Source organism: Streptomyces nanhaiensis (assembly GCF_046614825.1).
Taxonomy (GTDB): Bacteria; Actinomycetota; Actinomycetes; order Streptomycetales; family Streptomycetaceae; genus Streptomyces; species Streptomyces radiopugnans.
This window is the reverse complement of sequence record NZ_JBKJFM010000158.1, coordinates 1-13,341: the sequence shown is the minus strand read 5'-3', so window position 1 is coordinate 13,341 and position 13,341 is coordinate 1. Positions and strand designations below refer to the sequence as shown.

General features: G+C 73.6%; 13 protein-coding genes. 10 read left to right on the top strand and 3 right to left on the bottom strand.

Annotated elements, in window-relative coordinates:
• Positions 1-16: 16 nt before the first annotated feature.
• Both ACLIYP_RS25440 and ACLIYP_RS25435 read right to left on the bottom strand, forming a co-directional pair.
• Positions 17-655 (bottom strand): DoxX family protein, encoded by a 639-nt coding sequence (locus ACLIYP_RS25440; protein WP_412715447.1) that lies wholly within the window; start codon positions 653-655, stop codon positions 17-19.
• Between the two features lie 194 nt (positions 656-849).
• Positions 850-2,109, bottom strand: coding sequence for a PP2C family protein-serine/threonine phosphatase (locus ACLIYP_RS25435; RefSeq protein ID WP_412715446.1), 1,260 nt, complete (start codon positions 2,107-2,109; stop codon positions 850-852).
• Between the two features lie 349 nt (positions 2,110-2,458).
• Between ACLIYP_RS25435 and ACLIYP_RS25430 the strand changes: the two genes are divergently transcribed.
• From ACLIYP_RS25430 to ACLIYP_RS25395, 8 genes are all read left to right on the top strand, one after another.
• The gene (locus ACLIYP_RS25430) at positions 2,459-3,955 is read left to right on the top strand and encodes an MFS transporter (protein WP_412715445.1); all 1,497 of its coding nucleotides are present in this window, start codon (positions 2,459-2,461) and stop codon (positions 3,953-3,955) included.
• 42 nt (positions 3,956-3,997) lie between these two features.
• The gene (locus ACLIYP_RS25425; protein WP_412698003.1) at positions 3,998-4,138 is read left to right on the top strand and encodes a hypothetical protein; all 141 of its coding nucleotides are present in this window, start codon (positions 3,998-4,000) and stop codon (positions 4,136-4,138) included.
• Positions 4,135-4,539 carry a type II toxin-antitoxin system death-on-curing family toxin gene (locus tag ACLIYP_RS25420; protein ID WP_412715444.1) on the top strand — a complete coding sequence of 135 codons (405 nt, stop codon included), beginning with the start codon at positions 4,135-4,137 and terminating at the stop codon, positions 4,537-4,539. The genes ACLIYP_RS25425 and ACLIYP_RS25420 overlap by 4 nt, the downstream gene beginning before the upstream one ends.
• A 107-nt stretch (positions 4,540-4,646) precedes the next feature.
• Positions 4,647-6,446 (top strand): DEAD/DEAH box helicase, encoded by a 1,800-nt coding sequence (locus tag ACLIYP_RS25415; protein WP_412715443.1) that lies wholly within the window; start codon positions 4,647-4,649, stop codon positions 6,444-6,446.
• A gap of 439 nt (positions 6,447-6,885) precedes the next feature.
• On the top strand, positions 6,886-7,530 hold the full coding sequence (locus ACLIYP_RS25410; RefSeq protein WP_093654126.1) for an IclR family transcriptional regulator: 645 nt from the start codon (positions 6,886-6,888) through the stop codon (positions 7,528-7,530).
• Positions 7,531-7,627: 97 nt separating this feature from the next.
• A complete protein-coding gene (locus ACLIYP_RS25405) occupies positions 7,628-8,428 on the top strand; it encodes a S16 family serine protease (protein ID WP_412715442.1) in 801 nt (266 codons plus the stop codon).
• Positions 8,429-8,698: 270 nt separating this feature from the next.
• Entirely contained in the window at positions 8,699-9,889 is a 1,191-nt protein-coding gene (locus tag ACLIYP_RS25400; protein WP_412715441.1) for a S8 family peptidase, read from the top strand.
• Positions 9,890-10,049: 160 nt separating this feature from the next.
• Entirely contained in the window at positions 10,050-10,610 is a 561-nt protein-coding gene (locus ACLIYP_RS25395) for an RDD family protein (protein ID WP_412715440.1), read from the top strand.
• Positions 10,611-10,734: 124 nt separating this feature from the next.
• Here the strand turns inward: ACLIYP_RS25395 and hppD are convergent, their stop codons facing one another.
• The gene (hppD, locus tag ACLIYP_RS25390; protein WP_412715439.1) at positions 10,735-11,877 is read right to left on the bottom strand and encodes a 4-hydroxyphenylpyruvate dioxygenase; all 1,143 of its coding nucleotides are present in this window, start codon (positions 11,875-11,877) and stop codon (positions 10,735-10,737) included.
• Between the two features lie 122 nt (positions 11,878-11,999).
• On the opposite strand from hppD, the gene ACLIYP_RS25385 reads away from it, so the two are divergent.
• Both ACLIYP_RS25385 and ACLIYP_RS25380 read left to right on the top strand, forming a co-directional pair.
• Complete coding sequence (locus tag ACLIYP_RS25385) at positions 12,000-12,485, top strand: Lrp/AsnC family transcriptional regulator (RefSeq protein ID WP_412715448.1); 486 nt, start codon at positions 12,000-12,002, stop codon at positions 12,483-12,485.
• 244 nt (positions 12,486-12,729) lie between these two features.
• On the top strand, positions 12,730-13,341 hold a 612-nt coding region (locus ACLIYP_RS25380), incomplete at its 3' end, for a DUF2510 domain-containing protein (protein ID WP_412715438.1).

Sequence of the window (13,341 nt, the reverse complement as noted above, 5' to 3'; positions counted from 1 at the left end):
CGGCCCCGGCCGGGCGTCACCCCTCGCCGTCCCGCGCCGCACCCCCCGAGGGGACCCGTGCCGCGCCCCGTGCCGCGCCCCAGGGGCGCGGCGCGTGGGCGGCGACGGCGAGACCGGCCGCCACCAGCACCACGTTCTTGAGCACGTACTGCCCGGCCATGGTGGGGAAGGCCGGACTCCCGTCCCACATCTCGGCGGGCAGGACGGCCAGGGCCGTGAACGTCCCGGCCATGTGGACGAAGAAGGCCAGCAGCGTCAGCCGCAGCAGCAGCCCGGTGACCAGGCCGGCCCCGATCAGCATCTCCGCCGCCGCCAGCAGCGGCCGGGACAGGTCCACCGGTAAACGGCCGGAGGTCAGCTCGCTCATCACCCGGACGGCCATGTCCTCGGCGGGGCTGGCGCCCGGCATGAGCTTGAGCGTCCCGAACCACAGGAACAGCAGCCCGACGGAGACCCTCAGCACCGTGAAGCTGTGCCGCCGGTACAGGGCGGCCAGGGCGGGCAGGGATGCCAGGGCGCGCGGACCGCGCGGGAGGCGGACGTCCGGGTGGCCGAGCCCGCTCGCTGCCGCTGCCGCCGCCCTCCCCGGCCCGGTGGACCGGGGACTCTCGCGGTGGGCCTCCTCGTGCGAGGGGGGACGCAGGTCGGAACTCATGTGTGCCTCCGTGGGGGGATGGGCGGCGACCGATCGTGGGAGCGCTCCCACGCGCCGTTGCGCGGACTGTACGGTCGTGCTCGGACACCTGGCAAGACGCCCCGCGCGGCGGTTTTCGGTCTTTCGGCGGTGCTCTCCGCCGATCCACGGGCCCCGCCGGACCCGGTTCCACCGGGGCCGGACCCCGGCGGCGCTCAGCTCCGGGGGCGGGGGAAGAGGGCGGGTGAGGCCTGGGTGAGACTGGCGCCGGTGTGCGCGTCGCGGCGCACCGGCTCGGGGCCGTACCAGTCCAGGCACATCACGGTCGCGTCGTCCTTCAGCTCACCCCTGTTGGCGTCGAGGGCCGCCATGGTCAGGATCTGGGTGGCCTCGCGCGGATGGAGTTCCTGGGTGTCCTTGAGCAGCGCGGGCAGATCGACGTGCCGGGAGCGGCGGTCCAGCATCCCGTCGGTGAGGATGACCAGCCGGTCGCCCGGCCTGAGCTCCATCTCCTGCACCTCGTACAGGCGCTGCGGCTGGACCCCGAAGGGCAGGTTGACCCTCAGCCCGACCTCCTCCACCCTGCCGTCCCGCAGCCGCAGGGGCCAGGGGTGGCCCGCGTTGACGAGCGCGACCCGGCCGTCGCGCAGGCACACCCGCAGCAGCAGCCCCGTCGCCATGGCGCCGCCGCTGTGGTCGACCATGGCCTGATGGGCCCGCCTCGCCTGCTCGGCCAGGTCGCAGCCCGCGCGGCGCGCGCCCCGCAGGGCGCCGACCAGCAGGGTGGCGAGCATGGCGGCGTTCACCTCGTGGCCCATGGCGTCGGTGACGGACAGGTGCAGGGTGTCGCGGTCCAGGGCGTAGTCGAAGGTGTCGCCGCCGACGTTGCCCGCCGGCTCCAGGGCCCCGGCCACCGCGAACTGCGCGGCCTCGCACGACAGCGACGAGGGCAGCAGGTTGTGCTGGATCTCGGCGGCCAGACTGAGCGGGGCCGTCCGCTGCCCCCACTGGTAGAGGTCGGTGAAGCGCTGGTTGGCGATGACGATGTAGGCCAGCGTGTGGGCGGCCCGGCTGATCTCCCGCAGTGTTCTGCGGTCCGGATCCGCCGGGACGCGCACCTCCAGCAGGCCGATGGAATCCCCGCGGTTGGTGACCGGGGCGATCACCCGCTGCCCGCCGTCGCCGTCGACGGCCTCCGCCAGCCGCAGCCGCTGGGTGCGGATCACGTCGCCGTAGACGGTTCCGAACAGCGGAATGGTCTCCGTGCTCTCACCCGTCCCCATCTCGCCCGCCGTGCTCATCCGCACCACCGACTGCCGTGCCAGGTCGGTGATGAGGAACGACACCGAGGTCGCGCCGAAGCGCCGCTTGAGTTCCCGGGCCACCACGTCGACGGACTCCACCGGCGACGCCGCCTCCGCCGCCGCGAGGATCCCCGTGTGGGTGCCCCGTTCGGTGTCGTACTCGACCGTCATCGTCAACTCCCCTCGCCGGAACACGCTCGTTCCGGGCCGTCGTCGGCACGCTCCGGACCTCCACCCCGGATGCCGCGCCCCTCATGGTCCGCTGCCGTATCTCCTGTGGTCCGTATGCCCCGGCTTTCCGTTTCAGTGCGCGCGGCTGTGCCGGGCGGTGCTCCGGCGGTGCTCCGGCGGTGCCCGTACGGCTCCCGTACGGCCGCCGCCGGAGCGCCCGGAAGAGCCCGGAAACGCGTTCCTCCGGCCCGGGGCGGGACCCCCTCCTCCGGACCTGGTCCGGGAGAACGAGCCGATCACCGCCCTACGACAGGCGCCAGTGTCAGAGACGGGCCTTACTCTGAGGCGCATGACCGCACTCGACGACGAGCTCGACGGTTCCCTGGACGGGGACCTCGGCGCAGTGGCCCCCATCACCCCCGTTCTCACCCCGGTGCCCGCGCCGGAGGCGGACGGCGGAGTGCTCGGCCGCACCTACCGGGCGCTGACCCTGGGCATCGTCTCCGTCGTCCTCCTCATCGCCTTCGAGGCGACGGCCGTCGGCACGGCCATGCCCGTCGCCGCCGACCGGCTCGACGGGGTGTCGCTGTACGCCTTCGCCTTCTCCGCGTACTTCACCACCAGCCTGCTGGGCATGGTCGCCGCCGGCCAGTGGTGCGACCGCAGCGGGCCGCTGGCGTCGCTGGCCGCCGGGATCGGGGCCTTCGCCGTCGGGCTGCTGCTGTCGGGCACGGCGGCGCAGATGTGGGTCTTCGTCCTCGGCCGGGCGGTGCAGGGCATCGGCGGCGGGCTGGTGATCGTCGCGCTCTACGTCACCGTCGGCCGCGCCTACCCCGAGCGGCTGCGGCCCACGGTGATGGCCGCCTTCGCGGCCTCCTGGGTGATCCCGGCCGTCGTCGGACCGCTGATCGCCGGCACGGTCACCGAACAGCTCGGCTGGCGCTGGGTGTTCCTGGGCATCCCCGCCCTGGTCGTCCTGCCCATCGCGGTCATGCTCCCGCCACTGAGGCGGGCCGCCGCCGGGCCGCCGCCCGGCGGGGCCGGGCCGCTGGACCGCCGGCTGATGCGGCTTGCGGTGGCGGTGTCGCTGGGGGCCGGGCTGCTCCAGTACGCCGGCCAGGACCTGCGCTGGGTCTCCCTGGTCCCGGCCGCTGCCGGCGCGGCCCTGATGGTCCCGGCCGCGCTCGGGCTGCTGCCGCGCGGCACCTTCCGCGCCGCGCGCGGGCTGCCGACGGTGGTGCTGATGCGCGGCATCGCGGCGGGGTCGTTCATCGTCGCGGAGAGCTTCGTGCCGCTGATGCTGGTGAGCCAGCGCGGGCTGTCGGTGACGATGGCCGGCCTCTCCCTCGCGGCGGGCGGCGCTACCTGGGCGCTGGGGTCGTTCCTCCAGTCCCGGCCGTTCGCCGAGGCGCACCGGGAGCGGCTGGTGCGGTACTGCATGGTGCTGGTGACGGCGGGCATCGCGGCCACGCCGCTGGTGCTGCTGGAGTCCGTGCCGGTGTGGACGGCGGCGGTCGCGCAGGCGGTGGGCTGCTTCGGGATGGGCGTGGTGATCTCGTCCACGAGCGTGCTGCTGCTGAAGCTGTCCAAGCCGGAGGAGGCGGGCGCCAACTCCGCGGCCCTCCAGCTGAGCGACGGGCTGTCCAACATCGTGCTCCTCGCCGCCTGCGGCGCGCTCTTCGCCGGTCTGGGCGGCGGCGCTGTTTCGGTGGGACACGGCGCGGGGGAGGCGGCGAGCGCCGCCTCGGCCTCCCACCCGCTGGCGTTCGTGGCGGTCTACCTACCGGCGGCGGCGGTCGCCCTGGCGGGCGCCCTGGTGGCGGGGCGGATGCGGGCGGAGAAGTGAAACCGCGTGCGCACGGAGCCGGTCCGCCCATAGCGCTGGGCCATGGAGACGAACCGTGACACGGCAGGACGCCCCCGGCCCTCCGCCGGGCCTGACGAGCGCGCCTCCCGCGAGAAGGCGGTGCGCGAGACGGCCGGACGTGAGGCCGCGAGGTGGCGCGAACTCCTGGAGCGGCTGAAGTGAGCGTCTTCCACCTCACCTCCGACGAGGTCCTGACCGTCACCGAATACGCCTGCGACGACATGCGGGTGGCCGTACGCGACATCGGCCTGCTGGAATCGGCGGCGCACCGCCCCTCGGCCTCGGCGTTCGGCGAGGAGGTGTACCCGGACGTGTTCGGCAAGGCCGGAGCCCTTCTCCAGGCGCCGGCGATCAACCACCCGTTCGTCGACGGCAACAAGCGGACGGCATGGCTGTCATGCGTGACGTTCCTGGCGCTCAACGGTGAGCGGCTGCGTCCCGACATCGACGCCGCCGAGGAGCTGGTGATCGCGGTGGCGACCGGGGAACTGGACGACGCCCGGCTGATCGGCGAACGTCTGCGCCTGCTGCGGGACACCGGCGGTCCGCACTTCGGCGTGTGACGTGGATCGCACCCCGTCCCGCCGTCCGGGATGTCACCCGGATGGCGGGACGGGCGCCCCGGTAGTCTGACGCGGTTGCCGATCGCCGACCCAGTTCAGCGGAGACCGTGACTACCACGACCACGTCCCACCACCTCTCGCCCGCGTTCCCCGGCCGCGCCCCCTGGGGCACGGCCGGCAAGCTGCGAGCCTGGCAGCAGGCCGCGATGGACCTGTACATCGAGAAGCAGCCGCGGGACTTCCTCGCCGTCGCGACACCGGGCGCGGGAAAGACGACCTTCGCCCTCACCCTGGCCTCCTGGCTGCTGCACCACCACGTCGTGCAGCAGGTGACCGTCGTCGCGCCGACCGAGCACCTGAAGAAGCAGTGGGCCGAGGCGGCGGCGAGAGTGGGCATCAAGCTGGACCCGGAGTACAGCGCGGGCCCGCTGGGCCGCGAGTACCACGGTGTGGCGGTGACCTACGCCGGCGTCGGCGTGCGCCCGATGCTGCACCGCAACCGCTGCGAGCAGCGCAAGACGCTGGTCATCCTGGACGAGATCCACCACGCCGGAGACACCCGCTCCTGGGGCGAGGCGTGCTTCGAGGCGTTCGAGCCCGCCACCCGCCGCCTGGCCCTGACCGGTACGCCCTTCCGCTCGGACACCAATCCCATCCCGTTCGTCACCTACGCCGAGGACGGCGAGGGGATCCGCCGCTCGGTGGCCGACTACACCTACGGCTACGGCAAGGCGCTGTCCGACGGCGTCGTGCGCCCGGTGATCTTCCTGTCCTACAGCGGCAACATGCGCTGGCGCAGCAAGGCGGGCGACGAGCTGGAGGCCAGACTCGGCGAGCCGATGACCAAGGACGCCATCTCCCAGGCGTGGCGCACCGCGCTCGACCCGCGCGGCGACTGGATGCCCAGCGTGCTGCGCGCGGCGGACACCCGGCTGACGGAGGTCCGCAAGGCGATCCCGGACGCGGGCGGGCTCGTGATCGCAGCCGACCAGGACTCGGCGCGCGCCTACGCCAAGCTGATCCGCGAGATCACCGGCGGCGCCGCGACCGTCGTACTGTCCGACGACGCCGGGGCGTCCAAGCGGATCGAGGAGTTCAGCCAGAGCGACGACCGCTGGATGGTGGCGGTGCGCATGGTGTCCGAAGGCGTGGACGTGCCGCGCCTGGCGGTCGGGGTGTACGCCACGACCATCTCCACGCCGCTGTTCTTCGCCCAGGCCGTCGGCCGTTTCGTGCGTTCCCGGCGGAGGGGCGAGACCGCCTCGGTCTTCCTGCCCACCATCCCCATGCTGCTGGGCTTCGCGCACGAGATGGAGGTCGAGCGCGACCACGTACTGGACAAGCCCAAGAAGGGCGGGGAAGACGCCGAGGACGCAGATCCGTACGCGGAGGAGGCCGACCTCCTGAAGGAGGCCGAGAGGCAGCAGGACGAGGACACCGGCGAGCAGGACCAACTGCCCTTCGAGGCACTGGAGTCGGACGCGGTCTTCGACCGGGTGATGTACGACGGCGCCGAGTTCGGCATGCAGGCCCATCCCGGCAGCGAGGAGGAGCAGGACTACCTGGGCATCCCCGGGCTGCTGGAGCCGGACCAGGTGCAGCTGCTGCTCCAGAAGCGGCAGGCTCGGCAGATCGCGCACAGCCGCCGCAAGCCGGACGCCGAGGCCGATCTGCTGGAGACGCCCGCCGAGAGGCGTCCGGTGGTCACGCACAAGGAGATGCTGGAGATGCGCCGGCAGCTCAACTCGCTGGTCGGCGCGTACTCGCACCAGAGCGGCAAGCCGCACGGCGTGATCCACACCGAGCTGCGCCGGGTCTGCGGCGGCCCGCCCACCGCCGAGGCGACGGCCGGGCAGCTCCAGCAGCGGATCGCCAAGGTGCGCGAATGGGCCACCCGGATGCGGTGACGCGGGCGGGACGCGGACGAGGGCAGGGGCGGGGGCAGTGGCGCGGAGGGCGCGGACTCGGCAGGGTCCGCGCCCTCCGCGCACCCTCTACCGTCCGGTAGGCGCGATGAGCGCCATTGTGTGCATCTGTGCGTTCCGCGTACGCGTGTGGGAGCGTATCCACGGCCCGAGCCGGACCGCTGTGACCTGCTGCTGTACGCAATGCGGATAAACCATGCCAGCGGCGCCCGGATTCTGGACAGAGTCTTCCGGACGGCGGGCGGGATCGCTAGGTTTCGCGTCACGCACACGCCCCGTGGCAGCGTCGCCTCGGAGCGCAGCCGGTGCGGCCCGCCAAGCGACCGGCGGCTCGCCGGGAACAGCACGCGCGTCCGCCGACGGGACCGGCGGCGCACCTCCCGGAGCGGAGTCGCCGGCACACAACGGAGGAGGGGGCGTCGTGACCGCGGAGACATCTCAGACGCTCGACCGGGGACTGCGCGTCCTCAAACTGCTCGCCGACACCGACCACGGCCTGACCGTCACCGAGCTGTCCAGCAAGCTCGGGGTCAACCGGACGGTCGTCTACCGACTGCTGGCCACGCTGGAGCAGCACTCCCTGGTGCGCCGGGACCTGGGCGGCCGGGCCCGTGTCGGGCTCGGGGTGCTGCGGCTGGGTCGGCAGGTCCATCCGCTGGTGCGCGAGGCGGCCCTTCCGGCGCTGCGGGCGCTGGCCGAGGACGTGGGCGCCACCGCGCACCTGACGCTGGTCGACGGCAACGAGGCCCTGGCCGTCGCGGTCGTCGAGCCGACCTGGACGGACTACCACGTCGCGTACCGCACCGGCTTCCGCCATCCGCTCGACAAGGGCGCGGCCGGGCGCGCGATCCTCGCCGGGCGCCGCCCGGACCGGGACCTGGAGGACGGCTACGTCCTCACCCACGGCGAGCTGGAGGCCGGCGCCTGCGGCGCCGCCGCCCCGCTGCTGGGCGTCAACGGCATCGAGGGCAGCGTCGGCGTGGTGATGCTGTCGGAGTCGGTGCCGCAGAAGGTGGGGCCCCGTGTGGTGCAGGCGGCGCAGGAGGTCGCCGACTTCCTCCGCTAGCGGAGGGACCGGGCGGACCGGACCACCGGACCGGTCCCGGGGCGCCCGGCCCGGTCCGGCTCCGCACGCAGGGCGGCGGTGAACTAGATTCACCCCCATGCCGGCTCTGTCCTCCCGTACCCAGGCCCTCGCGATCTGCGGGACGCTCGTCGCGGCGCTGCTCGCGGTCGCCGCGCTCGTCCCGCTGCCGTTCTCGGTCGCCCAGCCCGGGGTCACCGCGGACGTCCTGGGCGAGTACCGGGGCAGGCAGGTCATCACCGTCGAAGGGGCCGGTGACCCCGGTGGCGGCGACGGCGGGGCGCAGCGGTCGCGGGGGCGGCTGCTGGCGACCACCATCGCGGCGACGACGCCGGACACGGCCGTCCGGCTGGCCGACGTGGTGGACGCCTGGTTCGACACCGAGCGCGCCGTGATGCCGCGCGACTCGGTCTACCCGGTCGGCGACGACCCCGAGGAGATCGAGGAGCACACCACCGCCCAGATGGAGGAGTCGCAGACGGAGGCGGTGACGGCCGCGCTGCGCCGGCTGGGCATGTCCGAGGACGACGTGGAGGTGGAGCTGCGGCTCGCGGACGTCGGCGGCCCCAGCGCCGGGCTGGTGTTCGCCCTCGGAGTCGTCGACGAGATCGACGACGGGGACCTCACCGGCGGTCGTACGATCGCCGGCACCGGCACCATCACCGCACGCGGCGAGGTCGGGCCGGTCGGCGGCGTCCCGCTCAAGACCCAGGCGGCCGCGCGCGACGGCGCCACCGTCTTCCTGGTGCCCGAGGCGGAGTGCGACGACGCGCGGGCCGAACTCCCCGAGGGCCTGCGCCTGGTGCCCGTCACCACCCTGGAGGGCGCGCTGGCCGCGCTCAGGGCGCTGCGGGACGGCGGCCGCGTACCGAGCTGCTGAACCCGGGACAGACGGGGGACCCTTGCGCCCCGGCGGTGCGGAAACCCTGCGGCGGGCGGTTCTGACCTGCGGCGATACCGCCCGAACCGGGACGTGCGGCCCCGTGTGTGGGGGGCCGCGGTGACGGTGTGCGGAGCCGGCGTGGAGATTCCCCCGGCAATCTTGTCTTGTACTCGTCAGTAAGTGACCCTCCTCACGGCGGGAGCGCGGAGTACGGCCCGCCGGTCTGCGGTTCCGCGCAGACCTTTCCCGACGACGAGGAGGATCCGCGTGAAGGCAGCGAAGAGAACGGCCCGGAGCCGTACCGGGGTGGGCCTGGCCGCGGCCGTGGTCGCCGCGGCGCTCGGGCTCGGCTCCGCGGCGCCGGCGGGCGCGGCGCAGCCGTCCCAGCGGGAGGCCGGCTACATCGTCATACTCAAGGGCGCGCCGGGCGCCCTGACCACGACGTCCGCGAAGGAGCGGAACGAGGACCTGGCCGAGCGCTACGGAGCCGCGCTCGGCCGCACCTTCACCGCAGTGCTCAACGGGTTCTCGGCCCGTATGACCCCCGCCGAGGCCGCGCGCCTGGCGGACGACCCCTCCGTCGCCTCCGTGGCCCCGGACCGCAAGGTGACCATCTCCTCCGCCCAGCCCTCCCCGCCCTCCTGGGGGCTGGACCGCATCGACCAGCCCGACCTGCCGCTGGACGACGTCTACGACCACCCGGACGCGGCCGGCCGCGGGGTCACCGCGTACGTCATCGACACCGGCGTCCGCATCAGCCACCAGGACTTCGGCGGGCGCGCCTCCCACGGCTACGACGCCGTCGACGGCGACACGACCGCGGACGACGGCCACGGACACGGCACCCATGTGGCGGGCACCCTCGCCGGATCCTCCTACGGTGTGGCCAAGGAGGCCGACATCGTCGCCGTCCGCGTCCTGGACGACAGCGGCGCCGGCACCACCTCCCAGGTCGTCGCGGGCATCGAGTGGGTGACGAAGAACGCGCGCAAGCCGGCGGTGGCGAACATGAGCCTCGGCGGCCTGATCGACCCCGCGATCGACACCGCCGTGCGCAACTCCATCGCCTCCGGCGTCACCTACGCCGTCGCGGCGGGCAACTCCAGCGCGCCGGTGTTCCTGCACTCGCCGGCCCGGGTCTCCGAGGCCATCACCGTCGGCGCCACCGACAGCGGCGACGCCATGGCGACCTACTCCAACTACGGCCTCGGCGTGGACATCCTGGCCCCCGGCTCGTCGATCACCTCCGCCTGGAACACCGGCGACTCGGCGGCCAACACCATCTCCGGCACCTCGATGGCCACCCCGCACGTGGCCGGTGCGGCCGCCATCCACCTCGCCGGGAACCCCTCGGCCACACCGGCCCAGGTCTCGGACGCGCTGACCTCGGCCGCGGCCCGCGACAGGATCAGCGGCAACCTGCTCTCCCCCGACCGGCTCCTGCAGGTCACGGACTGACGGGGCGTCCGCCCCACGGGGCCGGCCCGCACCCCCGCCGGGGGTGCGGGCCGGCCCCGTGGGGCGGGGTGCGGTTTGGCGGCCGGGGCGGGCGCTGCTTGGATACCGGCCTTGGCTTCGTTCTCCTCCCCGGTGGAGGGGGCACCTCGAAAGGACACAGATGAGCCACCCGGCGCCTCCGCCGCCCCACATACCGCAGCCCTCCGTGCCGCCGGCCGGGCCGCCCGGGCCGTACGCCTACGCGCCCCCGCCGTACGCCTACGCGCCGCCCCCGCTGCCGGGCCCGCCGCCGGAGCTGGTCGCCCCGCTGGGCAGGCGCTTCCTGGCGAAGCTGGTGGACGGGCTGGTGATGGCGGCGATCGTGGCCGGGATCACCGTGCCGTGCGCCGTCCACCTGGACACCGATCCCGAGGGCGTGACGGAGGGGCTGGCGATCACCGGCATCGTCTTCTCGCTCCTCTTCGCCTTCCTCCTCTACGACCCCGTCCTCACGGCCACCGGCGGCACCGTGGGGAAGCGGCTGTGCGGGCTGAAGGTGGCGCGCATCGAGACCGGGGAGCAGGTGGGCTTCGGGGCCGCGCTGGGGCGCCATCTGATGGCGGGACTCATCAACAACGCGATGTGCGTGCCGCTCGCCTATCTGTGGTGCACCTGGGACAAGCCCTTCCAGCAGGGGCTGCACGACAAGATCGTGCGCACCGTGGTCGTCCGCACCAGGTGACGGCCCTCCCGGGACGGGCCTCCCGGCGGCGGGCCGCGCCGCGCCCGGAAACGGGCCGCGGCCCCGCCGTCAGGGAGGCGGGGCCGCGGGACGCGCGCCGTGCGCCGCGTGCGGTAGCGGAGGCTCAGAGGTTGCCGCGCCGCTCCTGCTCGCGCTCGATGGCCTCGAACAGGGCCTTGAAGTTGCCCTTGCCGAAGCCCATGGAGCCGTGGCGCTCGATCATCTCGAAGAACACCGTCGGACGGTCCTGGACCGGCTTGGTGAAGATCTGCAGCAGGTAGCCGTCCTCGTCGCGGTCGGCGAGGATCTTCAGCTCGCGCAGCTCCTCGATCGGCACGCGGGTCTCGCCGACCCACTCGCCCAGGGTGTCGTAGTAGGAGTCGGGGGTGTCCAGGAACTCCACACCGGCGGCGCGCATGGCCCGCACGGTGGCGACGATGTCGTTGGTGGCGAGCGCGATGTGCTGCACGCCCGGGCCGCCGTAGAACTCCAGGTACTCGTCGATCTGCGACTTCTTCCTGGCGATCGCGGGCTCGTTGAGCGGGAACTTCACCTTGCGCCTGCCGTCGGCCACGACCTTCGACATCAGCGCGGAGTACTCGGTGGCGATGTCGTCGCCCACGAACTCCTTCATGTTGGTGAAGCCCATGACCTTGTTGTAGAAGGTCACCCACTCGTCCATCTTCCCGAGCTCGACGTTGCCGACGCAGTGGTCGATGGCCTGGAAGAAGCGGGGGCCGGGCTCGACGATCGGCTTGGCCGCGGTGAAGCCGGGCAGGTAGGGGCCGTCGTAGCCGGAGCGGTCCACCAGGGTGTGGCGGGTCTCGCCGTAGGTGGCGATGGCGGCCAGCACGACGGTGCCGTGCTCGTCCTTGACCTCGTAGGGCTCCTCCAGGCCGGTGGCGCCGTGCTCGATCGCGTAGGCGTACGCGGCCCGCGCGTCCGGCACCTCGATGGCCAGGTCCACCACGCCGTCGCCGTGCGCGGCGACGTGCTCGGCGAGGAACCGGCCGCGCTCGGTGGACGGCTTGATGACTGACGTGAGGACGAAGCGGGCGGAGCCCGACTCCAGGACGTAGGAGGCGGTCTCGCGGCTGCCGTTCTCGGGGCCGGAGTAGGCCACGAGCTTCATGCCGAAGGCCGTGGAGTAGTAGTGCGCGGCCTGCTTGGCGTTGCCCACGGCGAAGACGACCGCGTCCATCCCCTTCACCGGGAAGGGATCGGCCTGCCGGGCGGTGCTGGGGGTGTTGTGCATGGTCTCAGTCATGGCCGCAGGCTCCCGCTGTTCCACAAGATGCGCAATAGTTCGTGTGAAGGCTGGGCAATCTGTACAGTGATTAGGTCAACATTCCGGTCGATCTGTACAGGATGACCATCGGGAGGCAGGCCATGGGCATCGACGAACTGGACGGCCGGCTGCTGGAGCTGCTCGCCGCCGAGCCGCGCATCGGCGTACTGGAGGCGTCCCGCCGTCTGGGTGTGGCCCGGGGCACCGTGCAGGCGCGGCTGGACCGCCTGCAGGGCAGCGGGGTCATCCGCGGCTTCGGCCCCGACGTCGATCCCGCGGCCATCGGCTACCCGGTCACCGCATTCGCCACGCTGGAGATCCGGCAGGGACAGGGCCGCGACGTACGGGCGCATCTGGCGACCGTCCCGGAGGTGCTGGAGCTGCACACCATCACCGGCCGCGGCGACATGCTCTGCCGTCTGGTGGCCCGCTCCAACGCCGATCTCCAGCGGGTGATCGACAAGGTGGTGGGGTTCGAGGGCATCGTACGGGCCTCCACGGCCATCGTCATGGAGAACCCTGTGCCGCTGCGGATCGTCCCGCTGGTGCGCCAGGCGGCCCGGGACGCCGGCGCGTCCGCCTCCTGACGCCCGGTCACCGGACCGGAACGCGCGGCGAGGAGGGAGGCGGGGCGCCGGCCGTGCGGCGTGGCGCGTCCCCCGCGGCCCGGCGACGGGCTCCGGTGTCGCTGGATGGGGGCGGGGTCGCCGGTGGCCGGGGCGAGAAGCCTCCCGTCTCTGGTAGATGTGGAGCCAGCGCTCCCCGGTTGCGCCGCCGGACGGGGAGCGGCACACGCCACAGCGACGGCCGAGCAGATACGGGACCGGACACATGAGCGCCCCTCCGTCAGCATCCGCCAACGGCAGCCCGGGCCCGGGCTACTACCCCGATCCGTCCATTCCGGGATACATCCGCTACTGGAACGGCGCCTCGTGGGTGCCGGGAACGAGCCGCCCCGAACCGCGCGAGGGCGAGCCGATGCCCGCGGCGCCCCCCGGGGTGGTGGTGCAGGCACCCCGTGCGCCCTCGCCCGCCGCCCCCTCGCCCGCCGCCTCCCCGGTACCGGCCGCGCCCCCCGTGCCGGGCGAGTCCCCGCAGGAGGAGACGGGCCCGGTGTTCCTGGACGAGGAGGAGCCCGCCGGGGACCGGGCCGCGGCCCCGGCGCCCCCTCCGGGCGACTTCCTGCCCCAGCCGCGCGGGCGCGGCGAGGTGGAGATCCGCCCGGGGGACCGGGTGACCACCTGGGACGACCCCTCCCGGCTGCACGGCGTCCGGCCCGAGCCCGCGTCCGCCTGGCATGCCGACGCCGCCCGGCAGACGGGCTTCGACGGGGAGCGGGACGGCCGCGTCTCCTGGGGCACGGGCGGTGCGGGCGGTGCCGGTGAGGGGGCGGCCCCGGCCGCGCCACAGGCGCTGGGTGCGGGCCGCGCCCCGCAGGCCCTG